Here is a 23575-nt window from a genome sequence, read left to right as displayed (position 1 = left end):
TCCTGTCAGCAATGATATTTGTTTCTTAATATTACGTGACCGGTGGTTAAATGCCTAACTAAAGGCAGGTAAAAGCGTGTAAATGAGAAAAAACTTGGCTGGGGCAGAATAAAACCGCGCGGGATGCCCCCGCGCAGTAGCAAATAAGGGATCGCCAAAAAGGTTATGGCGATTAACTTTCGCTGTCAGTACAGTAATGAGTAAAGTTGACGACGATATTTGGCGGCCAGTGCATCGCCGGTGCCTAGTGCAGCTAAAATATCCATTAATGTCTTACGTGCAGTACCGTTCGCGGCAGCCAGATCTTTCTTCAAATGGCTCAGCAACAGCTCTAAAGCCTCTTCATTGCGGCCAACCTGATGCAGTTGTAGCGCCAATTGCACCGCGAGTTCGACGTTATCAGGCTGCTCAGTCAATTGCTGTTGTAACTGTTGGATCTCTGGCGTGTCGGCAGCTTGTTTGAGCAACTCAATCTCAGCAATCAGCCCTTGATAACGGGTATCACGGTCTTGCAGTGGAATGGTTGCCAGCACCGTTTCAGCATCTTCACTGCGGTTCAACTGAATTTGCACTTCAGCCAGTTGCAGGCCAATTTCACTGTTTTGCCCACTCAGCGCCCAGGCATCTTTCAGCAGTGGCAGTGCTTCTTGCACTTTGCCTTCGCTTAACAATTGTGCGGCTTCGGCAACTTTCAATTCTTCAGGTTTCGGCAATACCCGTTGTAATAGCTCGCGGATAACCTCTTCCGGCTGTGGTCCTTGGAAGCCATCCACCGGTTGACCGTCTTTAAACAGATAAACCGCCGGAATTGAGCGTAAACCAAACTGTGACGCCACCATCTGCTCTGCATCGCAGTCGACACGAGCCAGAATGAATTGACCGGCATACTCTGCGGCCAGTTTATCCAGCACTGGCGTCAGTTGCAGACAATGCTGGCTGCGTTCGGACCAAAAGTAGAACAGTACCGGCACGGCCATGGATTGTTCTAAGGCCTGGTGTAGGTTTGCTTCAGTAATATCAATCGTAGTAGGTGCTAGCATGAATTATTTCTCTCATCCGTTTTAACACTAGATGGGGGCAGATTATGTTGCTTCAACCCCAACTATTTTTGGATAGTCAGTTAGGCATTACCGCGCAGGACTTTATCTAACATTCGCCCCGGTAGGATGCGGCGCAATAGGGTCAATGCATGGGCCACTAATGTGACAGGATAGCGCAATTGTGGGCGCGGGCTTTCCAGTGCATGGCGTAATTTCGGTAATATAGCCTGCGGGGGCAGGGTAAATCGCTTTGCGATACCGGGATTATTGACCGGTTTATCGGCCTCGGCCTGATTGACGTTTTGTGTAAAATGGGTACTGATAGGGCCGGGTTCAATCAGACAAACATGTACACCACTGTCGTGCAGTTCCATACGTAGTGCATCAGACCACGCTTCCAACGCATATTTGCTGGCCGCATAAGCGCCGCGACCCGCGGTAGAAACCAACCCCATCACCGAACTGGTTTGAATTATACGCCCTTCTCCGTGAGGCAACATTGCTGGCAACAGCAATTGCGTGAGCTGGTGGGTGCCGAATAGATTGGTGGAAAACTGCTTTTCCAACTGCTGGCGTGAAATGGTGTGCAATGGGCCATACAGGCCGAAACCACCATTGTTAAACAGGCCGTATAGGCGCCCGCCAGTCAGTTCGATAACCTGCGCAGCAGCACGTTCCACACTGGCACTGTCATCCAAATCCAGTTCAATACCTTCCAGACCCAATTGCGTCATCTTTGCCACATCATCAGGTTTACGGCAGGCGGCCAGTACGCGATAGCCCCTGTTTTTCAAATCCTGTGCCGCAACCAGCCCGATACCGCTGGAACAACCGGTAATTAATACAGTTTTTTGCATAACTTTACCTGGTGAGTGATTCTATTTGTTTGAACAAGTGTTATTACTGCTTATTGGTCACTAATGGTTTAAGTTGTTGCGCCATCCAATCCGCGATGAAGGGTTGGGCCGCGGCGTTAGGGTGTAAGCCATCATCCTGCATCCACTGCGGTTTCACAGCAACAGCTTCCATAAAGAAAGGGACCAATGGAATGTTAAATTGCTGTGCCAGTTGTGGATACATCGCGGTGAAAGCATCAGTATAACGGCGACCATAGTTAGGCGGAATGCGGATTTGCATCAATAAAGGTTGTGCTTTTGCTTCCAATATCTGATTGATAATTTGTGTCAGATCCCGTTGAGTATCTTGTGTTGGAAAACCACGCAGACCGTCATTTGCTCCCAGTTCTATCAGCACCCAGCGCGGCTGGTGTTGTTTGAGTAGGGACGGTAGGCGGGCCAAACCTTGAGCGGCGGTGTCACCACTGATACTGGCATTGACTACCTTCGGCAGTGACGGTGTTCCCTGCCATGTTTTATCCAGCCGTGAAGGCCATGCTTCGGCAATCGGCAGGCGGTAACCGGCGCTTAAGCTATCGCCAAGAATTAACAGTGTATCGGTTGCGGCGGCACGCAAACTGAATAATCCCAACAGTAAAAGGAAGGGAAGATGCCAGCGGAAAACGTTCTTGAAGTTCATCATCTTAATAAATACGTCGGCCAGGGTGAGCAACAGCTCTCCATCCTTACCGGAGTTGAGCTGGTTGTCAAACCCGCCCAGACAATTGCGCTGATTGGTGAGTCGGGTTCCGGTAAGTCAACTTTGCTGGGGATACTGGCAGGGCTTGATGATGGCAGCAGTGGTGAGGTGAGTTTACTCGGCCAGTCTTTGACCGCCATGGATGAAGAAGGGCGCGCGCAATTACGTGCAAAAAACGTCGGCTTCGTGTTTCAGTCATTTATGTTGGTACCCACACTCAATACGTTAGAGAACGTTCAGCTTCCTGCATTGTTGCGTGGAGAGAGCGAACGCAATAGTAAGGCCCATGCGGTGGAGTTATTAGAGCAACTCGGATTGGGCAAACGGCTACATCATCTGCCCGCTCAGCTTTCTGGCGGTGAGCAGCAGCGGGTAGCACTGGCCCGAGCCTTCAGTGGGCGGCCTAAAGTGTTATTTGCCGATGAACCGACCGGTAATCTTGACCGCCATACCGGTGACAGAATTGCTGATCTGCTGTTTTCATTGAATCGGGATTATGACACCACACTGATTCTGGTTACCCATGATGTACAACTGGCGGGGCGTTGTCAGCGCCGCTTGCGGCTGCGGGACGGCAAATTGTGGGAGGAAGCATGATTTGGCGCTGGTTTTGGCGTGAGTGGCGCTCACCCTCACTGTTAATTGTCTGGCTGGCATTAACACTGGCGGTGGCTTGTGTGCTGGCGCTGGGTACCATCAGTGACCGGATGGAAAAAGGGCTGAGTCAGCAAAGCCGCGATTTTTTAGCCGGCGATCGGGTGCTGAGCGCGGCGCATCCGGTTCCTGAAGCGTGGTTGCTGGAAGCTAAACGGCAAGGGTTGACCGTCAGTCGCCAGTTATCGTTTATGACCATGACTTTCGCGGGCGATCGCCCACAACTGGCTGATGTAAAAGCCACAGATTTAGCCTATCCGTTGTATGGCAAATTAGATACGTTGCCTGTTGGCGCGGTGCTGGAACCGGGTACGGTGTTGGTGGCACCAAGGCTGTTGTCGCTGCTTGGGGTTAAGGTCGGCGATATGCTGGATGTCGGTGATACTTCACTGAAAATTGTCGGTGAAGTGATTCAGGAGCCTGATTCTGGCTTTAATCCATTCCAAACCGCGCCGCGTATTTTGATCAATCTGGCTGACGTGGAAAAGACCGGCGCGATTCAGCCGGGTAGCCGTCTGACCTATCGTTATATGTTCGCCGGCCAGCCTGATGGCGTCACCCAATTTAGTGACTGGCTTACGCCACAATTGAAACCAGAGCAGCGGTTGTATGGTTTACAAGAATCAGGTGGCGCGCTGGGGAAATCGCTGCAACGGGCGCAGCAGTTCTTGCTGTTATCGGCGCTATTGACGTTACTACTTTCGATTGCTGCCGTTGCGGTGGCGATGGGCCACTATTGCCGTAGCCGCTATGATTTAGTTGCGGTACTGAAAACATTAGGTGCAGGACACCGTGCACTGCGGCGGTTGATTATCGGTCAGTGGCTGTCGGTGCTGGTGTTGGCAGGCCTGTGTGGCAGCGTGATTGGCCTCTTATTCGAGAAGGTTTTAGTTCGTTTATTGTCACCGGTATTACCGGCCGCATTGCCAGCAGCCGGTTTATGGCCATGGGTATGGTCAATGGGTTCGCTGGTATTGATTTCGCTGCTGGTGGGTGTTCGCCCCTATCGGCAACTGCTCGCGACCCAGCCGCTACGGGTTTTGCGCCGTGATGTTTCCGCGAATGTTTGGCCGCTGCGTTACTTTATTCCTGCAATGCTGGTTATCGTGATTGGCTTATTGGCATTGCTGATGGGGGGGAACGCGTTATTGTGGGCCATTCTGGCTGGCATGGTGGTATTGGCGTTATTACTGGGCGTGATTGGCTGGGGCAGTCTGGTACTGTTGCGCCGCCTGACTGTTACCCGTCTATCATTGCGTCTGGCAATCAACCGTTTGCTACGTCAACCGTGGATGACGTTAACGCAACTGGCGGCATTCTCCTTATCCTTTATGCTGTTAGCATTATTATTGGTACTGCGTGGGGACCTATTGGATCGTTGGCAGCAACAATTGCCGCCGGACAGCCCGAATTACTTCTTGCTGAATATGACACCGCAACAGGTGCCACAGGTAACTGAGTTTCTGACGCAACATCAGATAACGCCATCAACGTTCTATCCAATCGTGCGGGTACGGCTGTCTGAAATTAACCAGCAACTGGCCACCGAGCGGGTGCGCGAAGATGAACCCGGTGGCGAGGCGGTTAACCGTGAATTGAATCTGACCTGGCAGCAAGATTTACCGGCGCACAATATTTTGACCGCCGGTCAATGGCCACCTAAAGCCGATGAAGTGTCGATGGAACAAGGAATTGCTGACAGACTGGGGATTAAAATTGGCGATAAACTGACATTTAGCGGCGATACGCAGTCATTCGAAGCCAAAGTTAGCAGTATTCGTCAGGTGGATTGGGAAAGCCTGCGGCCAAACTTCTACTTTATCTTCCCGCCGGGTGCATTGGACAAACAGCCACAAACCTGGCTGACCAGTTTCCGCTATCAAGGAGACGGGGAGGTGCTGACACAACTGAATCGGCAATTCCCAACACTCAGTTTGCTGGATATTGGCGCGATGCTTAAACAGGTCGGGCAGGTGTTGCAGCAGGTGAGTCGTGCACTGGAAGTGATGGTGATACTGGTTATCATCTGCGGCACTTTATTGCTGCTGGCGCAGGTTCAAGTCGGGATGCGTCAGCGCCGTCAGGAGCTGGTGGTTTACCGGACACTTGGCGCAAGTAAACGCTTACTGCGAGGTACCTTGTGGTGGGAGTTTGCCTTACTGGGGTTGGTTGCCGGGCTGGCTGCTGCCATCGGAGCTGAGGCGGCACTGTGGGCATTACAGCGCTTAGTGTTTGATTTCCCGTGGCAGCCTAATTGGGTGATGTGGTGGCTGTTGCCGTTGGCTGGCGCGCTATTGTTGTCATTGTGTGGCGGTTGGTTAGGTGCGCGTTTGTTACAGGGAAGGGCGCTGTTCCGCAATTATGACAGTTAGCCTATTTGGGTAACCTGGCGTTGCAGTGTGGCTGCAACGCCAATGATTTGTGGGGCAGGCCAGATGAGTTACAGCTTATCCTGCGCCCAGATCAGCGCGTTCTGGTATTCCGCTGGTAACAACGGCGCGAGTGCGGCCAGAGCTGCACGTAATTGTGCGCCATCGGGATGGTTCAAATTCATATGACCTACTTTACGGCCTGCGCGCACTTCTTTTTCATACCAGTGCAGATGCACCAACGGCAGAGATAGCCATTCGATGTTCACTGGCGTGCCAATCAGGTTGACCATCGCTGACGGGGTGTTAACCACCGGCGTCGGTAAGGGCAGGTCCAAAATGGCGCGCAGGTGCAGTTCAAACTGGCTTATTGACGCACCATTTTGCGTCCAGTGACCGCTATTATGCACCCGTGGTGCCAGCTCATTGATCAACAGATTGTCGCCAACGATAAAGCACTCCATGGCCATTACGCCAACATAATTCAGCTTATCCATAATGGCTGACAGCATTTTTTCAGCTTGTTGCTGTAATCTGCTATCGGGCTGTGGCAAAGCCACGCTCATACGCAGGATGCCATCTTCATGCAGATTGTGGGTTAACGGGTAAAACACCGATTTGCCTTGGCTGCTGCGTGCGCCGACCAGCGAAACTTCACCGCTGAATTTAATCCCTTGCTCAACGATGCATTCACCGTAAGCATCAGTTGGCAAGGTATCTTGATCACCTGCCCGCAACCGCCACTGACCACGTCCGTCATAGCCTCCGACCCGACGTTTGACAATGGCTAGCTCACCTAATGTTGCAAAGACCTGCGGCCATTCGCTGCTACTTGCTAATAGCTGCCAGGGTGCGGTTGGCAGATTCAGGCTATCGAGCAATTGCTTTTGTGTCAGGCGATCTGCCAGACGCGGGAAGATATCGCGGTTAACAAAAGCCGTGTGTGTGGCGAGTTCGCGGGTTAACGCTGTTTCTGGCCAGCGCTCAATCTCGGCGGTAATCACACTGTGCTGATAAGGCACGGCTTCAGGTTCTGCATCCAAGCCCACCGGATAAACTGCAATACCCAGGGGTTCGCCAGCCTGACGCAGCATGCGTCCTAGCTGACCATTACCTAATACGCAAACTGGTTTCATGCCTTCACCTGTAAGTCTGGCACCCGAGGATCTGGATTATCCAGCACTTCGTCAGTTTGGCTTTTGCGCCAATCAGCCAGACGAGCGGCTAATTCAGCATCGTGCAATGCCAATATTTGTGCGGCCAGCAAGGCGGCATTGGCAGCACCGGCTTTACCGATAGCCAAGGTTCCCACCGGGATACCGCGCGGCATTTGTACAATCGAATACAGGCTGTCGACGCCACTCAGCGCAGCACTTTGTACCGGAACACCTAAAACAGGTACCAGCGTTTTTGCCGCAATCATACCCGGCAGATGTGCAGCACCACCGGCACCGGCAACTATCACCTGTAGGCCATTGGCTTGGGCTGACTCGGCAAAACTGAACAGCTTATCGGGGGTGCGGTGTGCGGAGACAACTTCCACATGAAATGGAACATTGAGCGTGGTGAGCACGTCAGCGGCGAACTGCATGGTGGCCCAGTCACTCTTGGACCCCATTACGATAGCGATTTTAACCCCGGCTGCATAAGCCGAATCGAGGTTAGCTCCCATGAGTGTAAAGCTCCTGTGATTGCGCAAGCGTCGGCCAGAATGATTTTACTTAAATCGTGACTGGCGAAGAGGGCGTAGAGCATATCATGAGCCAAAGGCGAGGAAAACGGTTGCGTCGCGGCTTTTAGTGGGATTTATCGGTTTTTTATACCCACTCGCCAGATAAACCTGAAGGTCAAAATGGGAATTTAATCAACTCAACACTGTCTGCCGTGACTTTGACCATCGAACCCTCAACATGCCAGGCACCGAGAACCACACGATGGGCGGTTGTGGCGGGGAGTGCTACGGGGTGAACCGCTGGGCGATGCGTATGCCCGTGGATCATCCAACTGACGCCATTACGTTGGAAGCTATCAATCACTGCTTGTGGATTTACATCCATGATAAGTTCAGATTTGCCGCTATTGTTCTGCTGACTTTGGTTACGCATATAAGCCGCAATGCGTAAACGAAAACGCAGAGGTAGCCACAGGAACAGTTTTTGAATCAGTGGATTATGTACTCTACGACGAAAATGCTGATATTCGGTGTCATCGGTGCACAGTGTATCACCATGTAAAATAACAATTTTACGGTCATACAGTTCGACGACTATCTCTTCCGGCAGCAGGATCATCCCGCTTTCTTGAGCAAAGTGTTTACCGAGCAAAAAGTCACGATTACCGTGGATAAAGTAGCAAGGTATACCCCGTTGTTGGAGTGATTTCAGCGCAGCGGCAACTTGCCGGTACAGTGGTTCGGGGTCATCATCGCCAATCCAGGACTCGAACAGATCACCCAGGATATATAACGCATCAGCATGAATGGCTTCACGCTGTATAAAATGCAGGAAACCGGCAGTGATTGCCGGTTCCTGAACGCTAAGATGCAAATCTGCAATAAAAAGCGTGCTCATTAAGCTGTCATTATTCGCTGATAGTGACGCTTTTGATGATCACATCTTCTTTTGGTACATCCTGATGCATACCGCTACGGCCAGTAGCAACGTTTTTGATTTTATCAACAACGTCCAAACCTTCAGTAACTTCAGCAAATACGCAGTAACCCCAACCATCTGGGCGCTCTGAACGGAAGTTCAGGAAGTCGTTGTCGGCAACGTTAATGAAGAACTGTGCAGTGGCAGAGTGCGGATCGTTGGTACGCGCCATTGCCAGGGTGCCACGGGTGTTTTTCAGGCCGTTGTTAGCTTCGTTTTTGATAGTTGCATCCGTGGTTTTCTGGTTCATGCCCGGCTCAAAACCACCGCCTTGAATCATGAAACCGTCGATAACACGGTGGAAGATAGTGTTATCATAGAAGCCTTTACGGCAGTAGTTCAGGAAGTTTTCAACGGTAACCGGCGCTTTATCCGCGAAGGTATTGACGACGATATCGCCGTGATTAGTATGAAACGTGACCATAATAATGTTCCTGCTAGTGTAATAGTGTATTCACAAATGAGTCGTAACTCTTTAGACGGCTCTTATATCATAACTCTGAGATTGAGTCAGCACTCGAAACGCCAGCAAGAAGTGTGAAAAAGTGCTGAATCAGTGGCTGATTTACCGCATAATCTGGTGATATCCTTTTATCTCCCTCGCCCTTGACGTTGTTTGCGCTCTACCGGCAACGCCAATGAGTTTGGGTATAAACCATGCTTACCGCAAAACAAAAACCACGGAATGTCCCGATGCTAAAGATTTTTAATACACTGAGTCGCCAAAAAGAGGAATTCAAGCCTATTCATGCCGGTAAAATTGGTATGTACGTATGCGGGATCACCATTTATGACCTGTGTCACATTGGGCATGGGCGTACTTTTGTCGCTTTCGACGTCGTGGCGCGTTATTTGCGTTATTTAGGTTACTCTCTGACGTATGTGCGTAATGTTACCGATGTTGACGATAAAATTATCAAGCGCGCATTGGAAAACAATGAAAGCTGTGAGCAACTGACGACACGTATGCTGGCAGAAATGCATAAAGATTTCGATGCACTGAATCTTGAACGCCCTGATTTAGAGCCGCGTGCGACTCACCATATTCCTGAAATTATTGCGCTGACTGAGCGTTTGATTGCCCGTGATCACGCTTATGTCGCGTCAAATGGCGATGTGATGTTTGCTGTGGACAGTGACCCTGATTACGGTTTGCTGTCCCGTCAGGATTTGGATCAATTGCAGGCCGGTGCCCGGGTTGAAGTGGCTGATGTTAAACGCAATCCGATGGATTTTGTCTTGTGGAAAATGTCTAAACCGGGTGAACCAAGTTGGGCATCACCTTGGGGCCCGGGCCGCCCTGGCTGGCATATCGAGTGCTCGGCGATGAATGGCAAACAGTTGGGCGCACATTTTGATATTCACGGCGGTGGTTCTGATTTGATGTTCCCGCACCACGAAAATGAAATTGCGCAATCTACCTGTGCCCATGATGGTCCCTATGTGAACTACTGGATGCACTCCGGTATGGTGATGATTGACAAAGAAAAAATGTCTAAATCACTGAATAACTTCTTTACTATTCGTGATGTGCTGGCCTATTACGATGCTGAAACCGTACGTTACTTCCTGATGTCCGGCCACTATCGCAGTCAGCTTAACTACAGCGAAGAGAACCTGAAACAGGCACGTGCCTCACTAGAACGCCTGTATACCGCTCTGCGTGGTACTGATGCGAGTGCGATGCCTGCGGGTGGTGCAGAGTTTGAAGCGCGTTTCCGTGCCGCAATGGATGATGATTTCAATACTCCAGAAGCCTATTCGGTACTGTTTGATATTGCCCGTGAAGTAAACCGCCTAAAAACTGAAGATATTATGGCGGCGAATGGCTTAGCGGCAGAATTGCGTAAACTGGCCCATGTGCTGGGATTATTAGAGCAGGATCCAGAGCTGTTTTTACATAGTGGCGCGCAGACTAATGACGACGAAGTAGCAAAAATAGAAGCGTTAATTAAGCAACGTAACGATGCCCGTAGCAGTAAAGATTGGGCGCTGGCCGATTCGGCCCGTGATCAGTTGAATGAGCTGGGTATTGTGCTGGAAGATGGCCCACAAGGGACGATATGGCGCCGTAAATAGCATGGTATTGGGTGGATAGGTGCAATTTAGCTATCTGCATCTAAAAAAATTGCGGTTCTGGTGCTGACCAGTAACCGCATTTTTTTGCCCTTATCTCGCCATGGCAGTCTTTCGCAATAACCAGCTAGAACTCGCCTTTGCTGAGGTGATTAGGCTTTAACCTGCACTTTCATGCCTTGAAACTCAACAATCTGGTCAGCCAGGATTTTGCAGCGCTTACGTGTTTCTACATTCCCGTCGACTTTCACCTGTCCATCTGCGATGGCGGCTTTCGCTGAGGCACCGCTGTCGTTCCAGCCCTGTAACTTTAATAAGTCACACAGCTCAACGTGTGGGTGTTTTTCCAAATGAAAAATGTCCATTCCTGTCCTTACAATCAATTTTCGTTGATGTCGTGATATTCCTCGCAGGCTTGCAAGGTATTTTGTATCAGTGTTGCAACGGTCATCGGCCCGACGCCACCGGGAACCGGTGTAATCCAACCCGCACGCTCAACGGCGACATCAAATTCTACATCGCCGACTACTTTACCACTTTCCAGACGGTTAATGCCTACATCAATCACGATAGCACCAGGTTTAATCCATTCACCGGGAATAAAACCGGGTTTACCCACGGCAACCACCAGCAAGTCAGCATTTTCCACATGTTGGCGCAGATTTTTGGTAAAACGATGCGTGACGGTGGTAGTGCAACCTGCTAGCAGCAGTTCAAGGCTCATCGGGCGGCCTACAATATTGGATGCACCGACCACAACTGCATTGAGGCCGTATGTCGAGATATTATAACGCTCCAGCAAAGTAACGATGCCGCGTGGGGTGCAAGGGCGCAATTTCGGTGCGCGTTGACACAGGCGGCCCACGTTATACGGGTGGAAGCCATCTACGTCTTTATCTGGGTGGATACGTTCCAGCACTTTGACATTATCAATGCCTGCAGGCAGTGGCAGTTGCACCAGAATCCCATCAATTTCACCATCGTCATTCAGTGAATCAATCAATGCCAGCAACTCTGCTTCAGTGGTGGTCACTGGCAGATCATAAGAACGCGAAACAAAACCGACCTCTTCGCACGCCTTACGCTTACTGGCGACATAAATTTGTGAGGCTGGGTTGACACCAACTAATACTACAGCAAGGCCGGGAGCACGCTTACCGGCAGCCAAACGTTTCTGTACCAACGCAGCAACTTCATTTCTTACCTGCTGAGCAATCGTTTTACCATCAATAATTTTTGCTGACATCAGTGGAGGGATCCATCAATTAAAAAAAGCGGGAATGTGCCTATTTTGTCAGAAGCGGGTCGTGCTGTCAGGCATATAATAACGATTAATTAACGATTAAATAGCCAGATGATAAACCGTAAGGCGAAAACCCATTGACTCGAAAGAGACTGCCCGTATAATCCAACCCGCAACTGACTACCGGCAGTGTTCTGTGCTGCGGTAAATATCAAATGCGCCCTTAGCTCAGTTGGATAGAGCAACGGCCTTCTAAGCCGTAGGTCACAGGTTCGAATCCTGTAGGGCGTACCATCTATACTTCTTTTGCCGTCTATCTAAGTCTACTAATCCCTTATATAATCAGCCTCTCTGACAATTCCTAGCATCCCAACGTCTACCTACATCCACTGCAATCAACAACAAAGTGGGGGTACTATTGGGGGTATGTCTAGGTTCAATGAAGTGAGATACCCCCAAATGAAATTGAACGCTCGACAGGTCGATACTGCAAAGCCAAAAGAGAAGCCCTATAAGCTATCTGATGGAGGTGGATTATTTTTGTTAGTAAAAACTACTGGTTCACGTTGTTGGCGGCTGAAGTATCGGATCGCCGGTAAAGAAAAATTGCTCGCATTTGGGGTCTATCCTGATATCACTCTTGCTGAAGCTAGAGCAAAAAGAGATGAGGCAAAGCGTATACTCGCAGTGGGCGGCGACCCTGGTGAAGAAAAGAAAGTAGAAAAACAAACCAGAAAAGTCAGCATTGATAACACGTTCGAAGCTCTAGCCAGAGAATGGCATGCCTACAAAAGGCCCAATTGGTCCAAAGGTTATGCTGAAGATTTAATGGAGTCATTCGAAAAAGACATCTTCCCTTACGTTGGCAAACGTCCAGTTGCCGAAATCAAACCTCTAGAAATTCTCGAAACCCTACGCAAGTTAGAAAAGCGCGGCGTCCTCGATAAAATGCGTAAAATCCGCCAGGCATGCAGCCAAACTTTCCGTTATGCGATCGTAACTGGCAGAGCAGAGAACAATCCAGCAAGTGAACTAGCTGGCGCTCTGGCTGTTCAGAAGCATACGCATTACCCCCACCTCTTAGCGAACGAGCTTCCCGCATACCTTAATGCTCTCAACGCCTATAGCGGCAGTACAGTCACTAGAATAGCAACACGACTCCTTATGCTTACCGGTGTTCGTACAACTGAACTACGGGCTGCTGAGTGGCTAGAATTTGACTTGGACAAAGCCGTCTGGGAAGTTCCCACCGCCAGAATGAAAATGCGTCGTCCTCACTTGGTTCCCTTATCAGAGCAAGTTTTGGCATTACTGCGTCAATTACATGAGATTACTGGGCGATTTAAACTGGTATTCCCCGGTCGTAATGACAGCTTAAAGCCAATGAGCGAAGCCAGTATTAATCAGGTCATAAAACGTATTGGTTATCATGGTAAAGCCACTGGTCATGGTTTCCGTCACACTATGAGCACCATTTTACATGAGCAGGGGTTTAATACTGCGTGGATAGAAACACAGTTGGCACACGTGGATAAAAACAGCATTCGTGGTACCTACAATCACGCCCAGTATCTGGATGGTCGTCGAGAAATGCTTCAGTGGTATGCCGACTATATGGATAGCCTGGAACGTCAGTCAAAAGATTAGTTTTGGATAAAATTCTTCCGTGAGGAATAAAAAAGGGTCGGTTCAGTAGGTTCAGTCGGTTCAATATTTTAGTTTATTGATTTATAAGTTAATTAATTCATTTTTTGAACCGACCCTGAACCGACTTTAGGCCATTTGAACCGACCCTAACCGCGTTATCTCCCGCAAAACTGGCTTTCCCTCAGCTAAATCACCCTAAACCTGTAATTGATAAGCCGAAATTGTTCACCACAGTTTGATGTGAAAATGTGAAGTGGTGTCATGCATTAGTGGGGTAGGTGCTGGACGAGTATACAGTGGTGATTTATAGTAGACCTCAAGAGAATAAGGCTATGCCTAGGCTGATCCCCGAAAACTAGTACACCTCTACTGGCTGGCATAGTCCTCAATATTTAGAGGATGCGAGGTGGCGTATATGGGATTACCAAAGAGAGAATATTACACACTCCAGCAAGCTGCTAAAAAAGCAAACTGCGAAATAGGGGATCTTTTACACTTTGCGGCAATCGGTATTTTGCAGATCTGCGTTCATTATGAGTCTAATGAAAAATATAATAGCGATTGTTATTTTAATACTGATATTTCTGATGAGTTAATTGATGAATTGCGTAAAACCCCTGAAGGGTGCGTTATGCATTACTCATCTAAATATAATATTATCTCAATGGATTCTAATGCTTATTTTTTTACAGCGGAAGAAGATCAACCTTGTTGGCCCGATTATGTGAAGGGGTGGTTCGCTATTTCTCACATTGAATTAACGTTGCCTGCTTTTGAAAGACAAAGAAAAGCTGATGTTTTTCAATTGATTCAACCAAGATTTAATATTGATAACTCTGCTGGGGAATGGGGGGCTTCCACTGAGGGATTTGAACCGGGCGGCCCTTGCTTTTATGAGTCTCGTACATTTTCAGTTGAAGACTTTGTAATTATGGATGATGAGTTAACCGTATTGATGAATGGCGGACAGAAAATTAATTTATTTGGTTTAGTCGATGAAATTAAACGTGAAAAAGGAACAGTAAAAGAAAATATAGGAAACAAAACTTTCACATCAATGGCGAAGCTAATAAAGTCTCTTCTATTTCTTGTTTATAAAGATGAAGATATATTAAACAATCCAAGAAAACATTTTGATAATCTTCAAAGCGAAATTAACAAAGATTTTGATACGCTTGGACTAAAGTTACCTGCCGGAAAAACTATCGATAAGTGGCTTAAAGGGGTCGATCTGGATAGGAGCTGATATTTATAATTTTCCACGATAAATTGGAATATTCCAAAGTTCTGACGTACTACAAAGATAAGATTAACCCCGTTGTCTACCAGCGTCTTTCTAAGGCGCATCAGTAAAACAGGGGGTTACATGTCTCAATCTTCTTTAATTCGTTTTCATGAGGTACAAAAACGCACTGGCTACAGTAAGGCGTGGTTATATCGCCTGATGAACCAGAATCGCTTCTCTCAATCCATTAAAATAGGTACCCGTTCTATTGCCTTCGTTGAAAGCGAAATTGACGAGTGGATCAACCAACGCATCGCTGAATCCCGCAAAGAGGTCGCCTAATTAAGCATATAGGGTGTGCATTTGTTGCGTGTATTTGCGTTAGGTTTAATCCAGCATTTGATTTCCATCGCTACAACTATCAAGCGATTTAACGAAGAGTAATTAAACATGAAAAAATTAAATGCCTTAATTGGCAGTACCCAAACTCAGCCTAAAATCGTACTCAGCGGTATTAACGTTAATGGTTTGCCTATCGAGTTTGTTGATCAGTGGACAGAGTATTGGACTAAACAAAGTTTCGCTATTTCTGTCCCTGCGAATATTCGTCGTCAGTATTATCCTGATGACTCAGCATTCAGTGTAGCCATGCGCAAAGCTGGCTATGTTCCGGTTCGTACGCGAAAGTTGACAGGGAAAGACGGACGATTCTGGTTGTATCGAGTAACCGGCAAAGATAAGGGGGTTGTCGCACCAGTTCCCGCTAATAGCAAGGCTTACAACCCATTTGTGCAGGTGTCACACAAGCCTCGATATGGTTATAACGAGGTCGCTTTAGATGGAAAATTACTTCATGTATACGGTGACCACATCCGTTTACTGACTAAAAAGCGGGTTCGTGTGAATGGTAAACAGGTTCAGGGCTACACAGCTAAAGGTCTGCGTGTGGAGGTGGTGACATGATGCTTACAACTCCAGTAGCCAGCCAGAAAAAGGCATTTCCCTTGGTTGGCACCCTGAACCGACTATCTTTGAGCGAGTCGGAGACTAACCCGTTAATTTCGGAGCAGTTGAAAGTCAGTAATACTGACGCTCAAAATTTAAACTACGAAACTTCCGTAGTACCTGAAGCAAGCAATCTATACCAATCTCCAGAATATAATGGAGATTACCGCTCAGCCAAATATTCGGCTCAGCAAACGCCGCTCAAAAACGGCAATTCACCGAGTTTAACCAAACACGAACAGTATTCGGGTTCAGGCAAAGAAAAGGGTAGCATTCACAGTGCTACCCTTTGGGATTACTCAGATGGTTCAGCTTTGGACTTCTTACGCTGGCGGCGTTTAATTTCGCCTTGCGCCGCAGCAATCAAAAATCCTGCAGTGCTTTCGCCATCCTCTTTAACTTTCTCAATGGATTCTAAGTCTTCTAGAGGTAATCTCACTGATACCTGTAGTGACTTGTTGTTCCTTCTACCTGTAGCCATTACTGAATCCTATACGATTAGGTGGTGTTCAGTATGCACGATTATTTTTCTAATTCAATCATTGACGTGGTGTTCACTTGTAGATACATTGGTGGTGTTCACCTTGAATGTATCATGGTGTATACATGGCAACGCCCCGCAGTGCTCGAACACTGGCAGGGCGTCTAACCACAATGTAAATGAGGCTTACACTATGGCATTACAACATAGTACCCAAACTCGCCCTAAATTTCAGTATCTCTTTCTCGCAGTGTGCCGTTCTGACCTGAACGCAACGCCGCACCGCGAATCAGTCACTGCCCATTCTGAACAAGATGCTCGCCGCTCTCTGGCTGGTCAGTTCGTACTTTCCTTTGCTGGTCGTATTCCTGCACAGGGGGTATGCAATGCTTAAAAAATACCGTGTTGAATTTAGCGCATTAGACGCTGCTGGTGGTGCTCTCAAACTGTCATGGTGTGGTGAAGCTGAAAGCCTTGATAAAGCATCTGCCACTGTTCTCTTGGGGGCTACAGAGCGCCGGTTAAGCAACGTTCAGATCACCAGCATCATGCAGCTCCTTGATGAGGATGATATCTACCCACCTTCATACAAAGAAACTCAAGCCCTGATTGCTGAACTGATGGGCAGCCGTGGTAAGCCAATCCCTGACACCAGCGAGAATGTATCTCGCACTCGCTTATTACGCGTCAAAGCAGGTCTGCTTCATTTGTTGACGGTTGTTATTCCTCTGATTGAGAACGAGCAGCAACGATTGCAGGTGTATTGGTGGGCTGAGGCGGTACATAACATCGTACGGTTTGAAGAGCATGATGCGAAAAATGAGCAGGGGGTGTGCAATGTCTAAAAAAACTGAACTGGCTCCGCTAGCGGCCAAAGATTTGCAGGTTATTGAGTATCGCGGTCAGCGTGTGGCAACCACCGAGCAGCTTGCGGCTGGGTATGGCACAACGGTGATTCGTATTCAGCAAAACCACCATGAAAATAAATCCCGTTTTGTTGAGGGTAAGCATTTCTTCAAAGTGGTTGGTACTGAACTCAACAATTTGCGACTAGTTTTAAGCGAACTGCAAATTTCACCAAAAACTCGCTCACTTATGCTCTGGACTGAACGCGGTGCGGCCAATCACGCGAAGATGTTAGAAACGGATCAGGCGTGGGACTACTTCAACGACCTCACTGAGTTTTACTTCTCCCGACGGGATGCATTGCCAGCACCTGCAACCATTCCCGACCTCAGTCGTCTGGAAATCCTTAAGTTGGCTATCGACTCTGAGCAAGGCCGTTTAGCTGAAAAGCAACGCGCCGACAAAGCTATTCGTACCAAAGGCCAGATTAGCCGTAAACGTGAAGCCAGCGCCCTCGGCAAACTAAGTGCAGCCACTCGCAAATGTCGTGTACTGGAAGAACGGCTGGGGGAAAGTACAAAGCATGCCACGGTGAAAGCTGTAGAAAATGTGACTCATCAGAAGTTTGCGTGGCATCCGTTGCGGAAATGGTGTCTTGAGAATGGCTTTAAACCTGAGATTGTGCCGGATCCACAGTATGGCTCTGTAAAATCATGGCCTCGCGAAGCATGGCTGGCAGTACATAGCATCAATCTGTCCGATGTTATGGGGGTGACTCATGGCTAAATTAGCTCCCTGTGAAGTATCTGACCTTCTTAATGAAATCGCTTCGATTTTAAAAGTCAGTTCAATGATGATTGTAGTGGTCTAATCATTCCGGACACTTTGTTAGAGATATAATGAGCAACACTAACGAGGTGAGAATGCGAAAAAAATCATTTACTCATGAGTTTAAACAAGAGTGCATCAATCTGGTTCTTCAACATAAGTACCCGGTGACTCAGGCCGCTGAAACAATGAATATTGGCCTTTCAACCTTACAACGCTGGCTAAGGCAGTATCGCGGAGAGATCCGCGGAAATACACCGATAGCCAGTGCTATAACACCGGAACAACGGCGAATACAAGAACTTGAAAAGCAGGTACGGCAGTTGCAGAGCGACAATGACCTGTTAAAAAAGGCTTCGGCCTTCTTCGCCATGGAAATGAACAACGACAAAAAGTCGCGGTGAAACTGAAGAAGGTCGGTGCAAATATCCAACAGGTATGCCGCTGCTTATCGCTCACGCGCAGCGTATTTTATGCCCGTAGTCGTCGGCTAATGATCAAGCCCGATGTTCTGATGTTGCACGCGGCGGCTAAGCATGTTCACGCTGAAATGGATGCCACATATGGCAGCCGGCGCATGTGCATCGAGTTACGGGAACAAGGTTTTAACGTGGGCAGATACCGCGTTCGGCAGATAATGAAAAACTTATTACTGGTAGCTAAACGGCCCGGGCGTCATCGCTATCCACGCGGTGGAAAACCCGCTGTCGTGGCCGCTAATCTGTTGAACCGGCAGTTTAATCCAGAGACATTGAATACCTGGTGGTCAGGTGATATTACCTATCTGCGTACCGCTCAGGGCTGGTTATATCTGGCTATCGTGATGGACTTATGTTCAAGAAAAATAGTGAGTTGGGCCTTCTCAGATAAACCGGACAGCGACTTGACTGTCCGGGCCTTAAGGCTGGCGGTCAATAAACGACGACCCACAGGGTCTGTGGTGTTCCATAGCGATCAAGGGTCGCAATATACCAGCGCGCAGTTCCAATGCTGCCAGCAGGAGCTGGATGTTACAGGTAGCATGAGCCGAAAAGGTAACTGCCTGGATAATGCTGTTACGGAAAGGTTTTTCCGCAGCCTGAAAGCTGAGAGGGTTAACTATCGTCGTTATGAAACCCGAAGTCAGGGTATCGCTGATGTTATCGATTATATTGACAGTTTTTATAATCTGAAAAGGCGGCATTATCGGCTGGGAAATATATCGCCGGATGAATATGAACGCCGACTACAGCAATGTGCCTAAATCCGTGTCCGGTTTTAGTTGACCGTTACAAATAGGTACATTGCGGTAAATGAGAGGCTCACTATGCTTACCGCGGCTAGAATTGTAGGGATTACATATTCTTTCATTACTCTTCCTTGAGATATGGACTAGCTGGATGCCTTTGGGGGCCACTGAGTTTAAAGCATCATAGATCGAATAGTTTGTAACACAAATACTGGGGATTTATCAGGGGAGGGGATAATGGCCGATGGGTCACCGGCCTGATACAGAGAGATTAAGCCTTAAACGGTCGCCCGATTTACCCATATTTTAACTATTTCACACGTTCAATGCTGGTTGTGCGTCAATTCTATACTCAGCAACTTACCTATCTAAGTGGGCTTTCTCTCACGACGTATTGCTTTTGGCATTTTTTGTATCCATTCATCAACCAATTCACGGTTGTAGAAGCAAGCAGCTGTTTCGTGAGGGATTCCATTCCCTGAAACGTGTTTGTACTCGCGCCCCTCCATCCACGAAGTATCTCTAGCATATTTAATGGTATTTTTCTTTAAGCCAGTTATAGCCATCAATACTGATTCCGAAACCCAACGTGACGGTACTAACTGAATAATGTTATCCATAACTATGTTGCCTCTTAATTTTCTCTGACAAACGATTTTTTGTGAACATCTTTTATAGTTTAGACATAGAGGAGATTAATAAAGTTGGTATTGGGGTTTTTTTAGTCAATCAGATGAGTGATAAACAGTAACATATTGAAGATTAATAGTTATTTTTGGTTATCGTCAGGTTGAAGGAAGTTCAACAAGCTATTGAACCGACTTTGTAGAGAGATGAACCTACCGTGAGTCGGTTCAATTTAAAATTAATTTGTCTTATATATCAAATAAATGCGTCCGTGAACCGACTGAACCTACCGAACCGACCACTTTCTGGTTATATATAGAGAAATTTTATTTGCGATTATGAATCCATAATCAACTGTTAAATTGGTGGTCAAATAACAACCATTAAAATGAAGTGCGATGATATGAAATCATTCTGATAGCAAATACCGTCTTTCACGATTCTTGGTAATTTATTTGTACAGGTTTGGGGAAGGAAAATTATTTGGGGGTATCATTGGGGGTATCTTGAAAATCGAACTTGGTAAATATATTTATTTAACAGTATGTTATGCGTTTAATTCCACTCCTGTAGGTTACTAATCCCTTATAGCATCTCTGGAACTTCCTCGTATCCCTACGCTTATCCGCATCGACTGAATTTTATAGATAGTTGGGGGTATAAATAGGGGGAAGCCGAGGTTCAATGGGATGAGATACCCCCACATGAAATGGCTCTGTCGCATTAAGGCGTTGTTAGGTAGCATGCTGTTTTTTGTGATGTTACCTGCCCATGTCTCTGACCCGAAACGCCTTTTGTTGCCTGCATTATCCCGTCGATATTATTGCTCAGTGTGTCCGCTGGTATCTGGCTTATTCACAGAGTTTACGCAACCTGGAAGAGATGATGGCAGAGCGTGGTATTGTCGTTGACCATTCCATGCTGCATCGTTGGGTGCCGCTGTTAGATAAGGTTTTTCGCCGACACAAACGCACAGTAGGTCGGCGGTGGCGAATGGATGAAACTTACATCAAAATCAAAGGCCTGTTGCGATATCTGTACCGCTTGGTCGATACTGTAGGTCAAACCATCGACCTTTTGCTGGCCGCTAAACGGGACTCTGCGGTTGCATTGCGCTTCTTTCGCAAAGCTATTCGTCAAGGGTTTGAATAGCCATGTGTATAATCATAATTTATATACAACTCCTCCTTTATAATAATATAAAGAGGCGTATGTCACTCCACAGTGAACATACGCCATTTCTATATAACGGTTACTTATATTGCTAACGATCATTTACAGTAAAAATTTAATTTCATCACCCAGAATATCACTGATATCTTCATGCATTTTTGTCGTTGTATGCATGTTATCCCAGAAGATAAATGCTCCATTACTATTTTTACATTCCTCTTTAGGTGATGCACCTGCAATATAATCAAGACTGGAATCTCTCAGATTCAGACAAGTATCTTTAGCGTTTACATAATTAAAGCTTGCGGGATTTTTGATTATTTTATCAAAAGCTGCATTTAAATCTGGCATAATCCATTTGACATCAGGATAGGTTAATTTTAAAGAATTAATTAACGAGCTTAGTTTCGTATTAAACTCAATGGATTTGTTTTTTAACTTATCTCTGTCGGACTGACTCCAGTTCTTAACCGCAGGGATAGTTGAGAAATCAGGGAGAGTAAATATCGCAACCTGCTTAGCTCCCAGACTTTTCAATCGAACTAAAGAGGTTTTATAGTTATTAACAATATCATCAGGTGATTTGTTTCCCGTGATAAAATCATTGCCGCCAAACATAGCAAGAAAAAGAGTTTGACCAATATCATATCCATTAGATTTTTTCATATAAGACTCAAATGAGTCTAATTGCTGACTAAACCCTGAGAATATCAGATTACTGCCACTCTCTGCATTGCCCGTTGCCCATGTGTAGCCAGGCACCTTGATATGCTTTTTACTCAGGTATTCATGCCAAACAAGTCCGTTTGAAAAATGCCCTAAAAACCATGTATTACTATTTGGCACTGTTCCATAAGAACCGTTATAAACATTAATCGTATCAGATAAACTATCACCGAAAACAACCATTCTATCCAGTTTCGCTTTGCCAACTTCTACTAAGGGAATATTACTTCCTTCATTCCAGAATGAGTAATAATAGGATAGAGTGTAATCAGATGCGTAAGGTATTAAGTCACTATAGTTAATGTCTTTTTTATTTAGTGTATTAATGCAAACATTTTTTATTTCTTGGTGGCTAGATTTTGTATAAAACATATTAGCTAGAATGGCGTTAGAATACCAATGACCATTAACTGTAGCATAATTGTTGGCTGCGTTACCCGCCCGTCCCCATTCCCAAGATGAAGTTGCATCAAAATTTTTATCTTTATTTTTCCTATAGACACACTTTATATAGGTGTAGGTTTCACTATTCTTCGCAGAATGTTGCATACTCCTTTCAGGTGGAATACTTGTTTCTGAAATTGAACTCGTTTCTTTCACTGCATAAGCTGAAATGCAAAAAATATATAAAAATAAAGCCAGAGGTATTTTATTCATTTTTACTTTCCTTTTGTAATTAACTTAAGATAAAGCTGCAAAAATGCAGCTTTATATAGATTAAATTATTTATTTCACTGTTTTTGGTGATAAGAAACACAAATATTTGCAGCTTGACCGGATAGTTCACTTCGATCGCTGGCAATAAAAATACCAGAAATATATTTCCCCTCGAGCGCAAACTTTCTGTAGTTTGTTGAATAGCGCTGACCAACAGTTAAGATACGTCCGTCGCTTAGGGTAAACTTGGCTTCGTCAATAGCACCATTACCCCAGGTTTCTATTGTCTCAATGACACCCCCATTGAGGTCAATTGAACTAGATTCGCCGGTAACAGTTCCTTGTTGATACTTATTACCATTTTCAAAGGTCACTTCTAATCCACCTACCCGTAAAGCGCCTCCGATACGTTGAATAAAACCTTTAACTGACTTGATTTGGTTTATACGGCCATTTATTAATTTTGGCTTAAATGGCTCCGGCATATTAATTTCGTCTTTTAATGCAAGAATTCGTGCCTGACTGGTTGGCCAGCCAAAGAAGGTTGAATAACTCAGTGTTTTTAAATACAGTCCCTTCGTATTGCTTCCATTTTTCTGGATATTTTGAATGATCTCGGTGTACTCCAAGCCATGCACCCGACAGTAGCCATGTACATACATAACATTGTTAGCCACAGTATTAGGCGCAGAGTCGTTGTATTGGATCTCTAATTCTGTATCGTAAATCCCTTGGATATAGCCTTCGACATGTTTAACCAATAGATCAATATTTCGTTGAAGTTGCCCAACTTCATTACTGTTCAGTCCAATATCGTCTTTACGCTCAATGCCCATAGTCCAGTACATTATTTGCATTAACGCGGTTGCTGAATACATCGGCAAAATATGATAGTTAGTTTTGTGATCAAAAGTAGTAAACTTGCGTTGTACACTGTCCAAATGTACCGATACGCTCATAAATAGACTTTTGGCTTCAGGTGTACCAGGATGATCCTGCAAAGCTGCAACTACGGAGGCAATCTTCCCCTTAAGTTCGGCAATATCACCCAATAGAATACCTTTAATAGCCTTAAGTACATTCTCTTCAATAAGTTGTTGTACCCGACCCAAAATTTCCTGCCAGATATCCCTCTCTTGGTCTTTCCAAAAGAAATCAATAATAGAGGATAAGTAATCACCGACATAAGGAATGAATGATATCCCTTTAAGCACTGCTTGCTTAAGAATTGCTGAGGAGTCCCAGTCAAATTCAAAGGCTGAAGTAGCATATACATTGTAAGGAACAAGTGCCGCTGTATTGCTATATTCTGTAATGTTATTCATTTAATATACCTATAGTTAAAGTTTAAAATAAAAAATCATGTCGCACTTTTTAAGACATTACTTTATTAAAGACAATTAATGGCCTCACTTCTGCATAAGCAGAAGTCAAAATTTAATAGTAAATGTTTGGCCTTAACTATTGCGAAGGTGAGACCAGTTAATGTTTTATTTTCCTTTT

The 23575-nt window shown here is 46.3% G+C and carries 24 protein-coding genes, 1 tRNA gene and 1 pseudogene; 14 read left to right on the top strand and 12 right to left on the bottom strand.

Annotation, left to right across the window (positions count from 1 at the left end; genetic code table 11):
* Positions 1-185: 185 nt before the first annotated feature.
* The 3 genes from V1955_RS16235 to tesA all read right to left on the bottom strand — a co-directional run bounded on the left by V1955_RS16235 (position 186) and on the right by tesA (position 2576).
* Positions 186-1040, bottom strand: a complete 855-nt coding sequence (locus V1955_RS16235; protein WP_442821157.1) for a co-chaperone YbbN — start codon at positions 1038-1040, stop codon at positions 186-188.
* Between the two features lie 80 nt (positions 1041-1120).
* On the bottom strand, positions 1121-1897 hold the full coding sequence (locus V1955_RS16230; RefSeq protein WP_372558231.1) for an SDR family oxidoreductase: 777 nt from the start codon (positions 1895-1897) through the stop codon (positions 1121-1123).
* 43 nt (positions 1898-1940) lie between these two features.
* Entirely contained in the window at positions 1941-2576 is a 636-nt protein-coding gene (gene tesA, locus V1955_RS16225) for a multifunctional acyl-CoA thioesterase I/protease I/lysophospholipase L1 (protein ID WP_193784833.1), read from the bottom strand.
* On the opposite strand from tesA, the gene ybbA reads away from it, so the two are divergent.
* Positions 2547-3233, top strand: coding sequence for a putative ABC transporter ATP-binding protein YbbA (ybbA, locus tag V1955_RS16220; protein WP_372558232.1), 687 nt, complete (start codon positions 2547-2549; stop codon positions 3231-3233). The genes tesA and ybbA overlap by 30 nt on opposite strands.
* A complete protein-coding gene (ybbP, locus tag V1955_RS16215) occupies positions 3230-5662 on the top strand; it encodes a putative ABC transporter permease subunit YbbP (protein WP_372568786.1) in 2433 nt (810 codons plus the stop codon). The genes ybbA and ybbP overlap by 4 nt, the downstream gene beginning before the upstream one ends.
* A gap of 68 nt (positions 5663-5730) precedes the next feature.
* Here the strand turns inward: ybbP and purK are convergent, their stop codons facing one another.
* The 4 genes from purK to ppiB form a co-directional block, all read right to left on the bottom strand.
* Complete coding sequence (gene purK / locus V1955_RS16210; protein WP_442821156.1) at positions 5731-6795, bottom strand: 5-(carboxyamino)imidazole ribonucleotide synthase; 1065 nt, start codon at positions 6793-6795, stop codon at positions 5731-5733.
* Positions 6792-7331 (bottom strand): 5-(carboxyamino)imidazole ribonucleotide mutase, encoded by a 540-nt coding sequence (gene purE / locus V1955_RS16205; protein WP_083159909.1) that lies wholly within the window; start codon positions 7329-7331, stop codon positions 6792-6794. Before purE ends, purK begins: the two co-directional genes overlap by 4 nt.
* A 175-nt stretch (positions 7332-7506) precedes the next feature.
* On the bottom strand, positions 7507-8229 hold the full coding sequence (locus tag V1955_RS16200) for a UDP-2,3-diacylglucosamine diphosphatase (protein WP_442821155.1): 723 nt from the start codon (positions 8227-8229) through the stop codon (positions 7507-7509).
* A 10-nt stretch (positions 8230-8239) separates the two neighbouring features.
* The gene (gene ppiB / locus V1955_RS16195; RefSeq protein ID WP_005182430.1) at positions 8240-8734 is read right to left on the bottom strand and encodes a peptidylprolyl isomerase B; all 495 of its coding nucleotides are present in this window, start codon (positions 8732-8734) and stop codon (positions 8240-8242) included.
* Positions 8735-9003: 269 nt separating this feature from the next.
* Between ppiB and cysS the strand changes: the two genes are divergently transcribed.
* Entirely contained in the window at positions 9004-10389 is a 1386-nt protein-coding gene (gene cysS, locus V1955_RS16190; RefSeq protein ID WP_442821154.1) for a cysteine--tRNA ligase, read from the top strand.
* Between the two features lie 149 nt (positions 10390-10538).
* Here cysS and ybcJ read toward each other — a convergent pair whose 3' ends face one another.
* Both ybcJ and folD read right to left on the bottom strand, forming a co-directional pair.
* Entirely contained in the window at positions 10539-10751 is a 213-nt protein-coding gene (ybcJ, locus tag V1955_RS16185; protein ID WP_004390634.1) for a ribosome-associated protein YbcJ, read from the bottom strand.
* A 14-nt stretch (positions 10752-10765) separates the two neighbouring features.
* Positions 10766-11632, bottom strand: coding sequence for a bifunctional methylenetetrahydrofolate dehydrogenase/methenyltetrahydrofolate cyclohydrolase FolD (folD, locus tag V1955_RS16180; protein ID WP_083159903.1), 867 nt, complete (start codon positions 11630-11632; stop codon positions 10766-10768).
* Between the two features lie 214 nt (positions 11633-11846).
* Here folD and V1955_RS16175 point away from each other — a divergent pair.
* The 10 genes from V1955_RS16175 to V1955_RS16130 all read left to right on the top strand — a co-directional run bounded on the left by V1955_RS16175 (position 11847) and on the right by V1955_RS16130 (position 18904).
* Positions 11847-11923, top strand: a tRNA-Arg gene (locus tag V1955_RS16175).
* A 165-nt stretch (positions 11924-12088) separates the two neighbouring features.
* A complete protein-coding gene (locus V1955_RS16170) occupies positions 12089-13276 on the top strand; it encodes a tyrosine-type recombinase/integrase (RefSeq protein ID WP_050288483.1) in 1188 nt (395 codons plus the stop codon).
* A 415-nt stretch (positions 13277-13691) separates the two neighbouring features.
* A complete protein-coding gene (locus V1955_RS16165; protein ID WP_099460549.1) occupies positions 13692-14522 on the top strand; it encodes a hypothetical protein in 831 nt (276 codons plus the stop codon).
* A 120-nt stretch (positions 14523-14642) separates the two neighbouring features.
* Positions 14643-14843, top strand: a complete 201-nt coding sequence (locus V1955_RS16160; RefSeq protein WP_442821153.1) for a helix-turn-helix transcriptional regulator — start codon at positions 14643-14645, stop codon at positions 14841-14843.
* 108 nt (positions 14844-14951) lie between these two features.
* Positions 14952-15464, top strand: a complete 513-nt coding sequence (locus tag V1955_RS16155; protein ID WP_442821152.1) for a hypothetical protein — start codon at positions 14952-14954, stop codon at positions 15462-15464.
* A complete protein-coding gene (locus V1955_RS16150; RefSeq protein ID WP_442821151.1) occupies positions 15461-16381 on the top strand; it encodes a host cell division inhibitor Icd-like protein in 921 nt (306 codons plus the stop codon). The genes V1955_RS16155 and V1955_RS16150 overlap by 4 nt, the downstream gene beginning before the upstream one ends.
* Positions 16374-16832, top strand: coding sequence for a hypothetical protein (locus V1955_RS16145; protein ID WP_442821150.1), 459 nt, complete (start codon positions 16374-16376; stop codon positions 16830-16832). The genes V1955_RS16150 and V1955_RS16145 overlap by 8 nt, the downstream gene beginning before the upstream one ends.
* Positions 16825-17619, top strand: a complete 795-nt coding sequence (locus V1955_RS16140; RefSeq protein WP_145602848.1) for an ORF6N domain-containing protein — start codon at positions 16825-16827, stop codon at positions 17617-17619. Before V1955_RS16145 ends, V1955_RS16140 begins: the two co-directional genes overlap by 8 nt.
* A gap of 137 nt (positions 17620-17756) precedes the next feature.
* A complete protein-coding gene (locus tag V1955_RS16135; protein ID WP_050136220.1) occupies positions 17757-18065 on the top strand; it encodes a transposase in 309 nt (102 codons plus the stop codon).
* A complete protein-coding gene (locus tag V1955_RS16130) occupies positions 18062-18904 on the top strand; it encodes an IS3 family transposase (RefSeq protein ID WP_342222724.1) in 843 nt (280 codons plus the stop codon). Before V1955_RS16135 ends, V1955_RS16130 begins: the two co-directional genes overlap by 4 nt.
* A 353-nt stretch (positions 18905-19257) precedes the next feature.
* On the opposite strand, the gene xisR is transcribed toward V1955_RS16130, so the two are convergent.
* Positions 19258-19509, bottom strand: a complete 252-nt coding sequence (xisR, locus tag V1955_RS16125; RefSeq protein WP_167312756.1) for an excisionase family protein — start codon at positions 19507-19509, stop codon at positions 19258-19260.
* Between the two features lie 778 nt (positions 19510-20287).
* Here xisR and V1955_RS16120 point away from each other — a divergent pair.
* Positions 20288-20653: pseudogene (locus V1955_RS16120) on the top strand (IS6 family transposase); the annotation flags it as partial.
* Between the two features lie 138 nt (positions 20654-20791).
* On the opposite strand, the gene V1955_RS16115 reads toward V1955_RS16120, so the two are convergent.
* Both V1955_RS16115 and V1955_RS16110 read right to left on the bottom strand, forming a co-directional pair.
* A complete protein-coding gene (locus V1955_RS16115; RefSeq protein ID WP_442821149.1) occupies positions 20792-22072 on the bottom strand; it encodes an SGNH/GDSL hydrolase family protein in 1281 nt (426 codons plus the stop codon).
* Between the two features lie 74 nt (positions 22073-22146).
* A complete protein-coding gene (locus V1955_RS16110) occupies positions 22147-23397 on the bottom strand; it encodes an insecticidal delta-endotoxin Cry8Ea1 family protein (RefSeq protein WP_442821148.1) in 1251 nt (416 codons plus the stop codon).
* Positions 23398-23575: the final 178 nt, after the last annotated feature.

It is taken from the genome of Yersinia sp. 2545 StPb PI, from assembly GCF_052217125.1.
Lineage (GTDB): Bacteria > Pseudomonadota > Gammaproteobacteria > Enterobacterales > Enterobacteriaceae > Yersinia > Yersinia enterocolitica_E.
This window is presented reverse-complemented; position numbering and strand designations above follow the sequence as displayed.

Coding starts and splice junctions, on each gene's coding strand:
- V1955_RS16200 (WP_442821155.1), bottom strand. CDS start 8,229: ATGAGCACGCTTTTTATTGCAGATTTGCATCTTAGCGTTCAGGAACCG.
- V1955_RS16160 (WP_442821153.1), top strand. CDS start 14,643: ATGTCTCAATCTTCTTTAATTCGTTTTCATGAGGTACAAAAACGCACT.
- ybbA (WP_372558232.1), top strand. CDS start 2,547: ATGCCAGCGGAAAACGTTCTTGAAGTTCATCATCTTAATAAATACGTC.
- cysS (WP_442821154.1), top strand. CDS start 9,004: ATGCTAAAGATTTTTAATACACTGAGTCGCCAAAAAGAGGAATTCAAG.
- ppiB (WP_005182430.1), bottom strand. CDS start 8,734: ATGGTCACGTTTCATACTAATCACGGCGATATCGTCGTCAATACCTTC.
- xisR (WP_167312756.1), bottom strand. CDS start 19,509: ATGGATAACATTATTCAGTTAGTACCGTCACGTTGGGTTTCGGAATCA.
- ybbP (WP_372568786.1), top strand. CDS start 3,230: ATGATTTGGCGCTGGTTTTGGCGTGAGTGGCGCTCACCCTCACTGTTA.
- purE (WP_083159909.1), bottom strand. CDS start 7,331: ATGGGAGCTAACCTCGATTCGGCTTATGCAGCCGGGGTTAAAATCGCT.
- V1955_RS16115 (WP_442821149.1), bottom strand. CDS start 22,072: ATGAATAAAATACCTCTGGCTTTATTTTTATATATTTTTTGCATTTCA.
- V1955_RS16230 (WP_372558231.1), bottom strand. CDS start 1,897: ATGCAAAAAACTGTATTAATTACCGGTTGTTCCAGCGGTATCGGGCTG.
- V1955_RS16140 (WP_145602848.1), top strand. CDS start 16,825: ATGTCTAAAAAAACTGAACTGGCTCCGCTAGCGGCCAAAGATTTGCAG.
- tesA (WP_193784833.1), bottom strand. CDS start 2,576: ATGAACTTCAAGAACGTTTTCCGCTGGCATCTTCCCTTCCTTTTACTG.
- V1955_RS16110 (WP_442821148.1), bottom strand. CDS start 23,397: ATGAATAACATTACAGAATATAGCAATACAGCGGCACTTGTTCCTTAC.
- folD (WP_083159903.1), bottom strand. CDS start 11,632: ATGTCAGCAAAAATTATTGATGGTAAAACGATTGCTCAGCAGGTAAGA.
- ybcJ (WP_004390634.1), bottom strand. CDS start 10,751: ATGGACATTTTTCATTTGGAAAAACACCCACACGTTGAGCTGTGTGAC.
- V1955_RS16145 (WP_442821150.1), top strand. CDS start 16,374: ATGCTTAAAAAATACCGTGTTGAATTTAGCGCATTAGACGCTGCTGGT.
- V1955_RS16150 (WP_442821151.1), top strand. CDS start 15,461: ATGATGCTTACAACTCCAGTAGCCAGCCAGAAAAAGGCATTTCCCTTG.
- V1955_RS16165 (WP_099460549.1), top strand. CDS start 13,692: ATGGGATTACCAAAGAGAGAATATTACACACTCCAGCAAGCTGCTAAA.
- V1955_RS16170 (WP_050288483.1), top strand. CDS start 12,089: ATGAAATTGAACGCTCGACAGGTCGATACTGCAAAGCCAAAAGAGAAG.
- V1955_RS16235 (WP_442821157.1), bottom strand. CDS start 1,040: ATGCTAGCACCTACTACGATTGATATTACTGAAGCAAACCTACACCAG.
- purK (WP_442821156.1), bottom strand. CDS start 6,795: ATGAAACCAGTTTGCGTATTAGGTAATGGTCAGCTAGGACGCATGCTG.
- V1955_RS16155 (WP_442821152.1), top strand. CDS start 14,952: ATGAAAAAATTAAATGCCTTAATTGGCAGTACCCAAACTCAGCCTAAA.
- V1955_RS16135 (WP_050136220.1), top strand. CDS start 17,757: ATGCGAAAAAAATCATTTACTCATGAGTTTAAACAAGAGTGCATCAAT.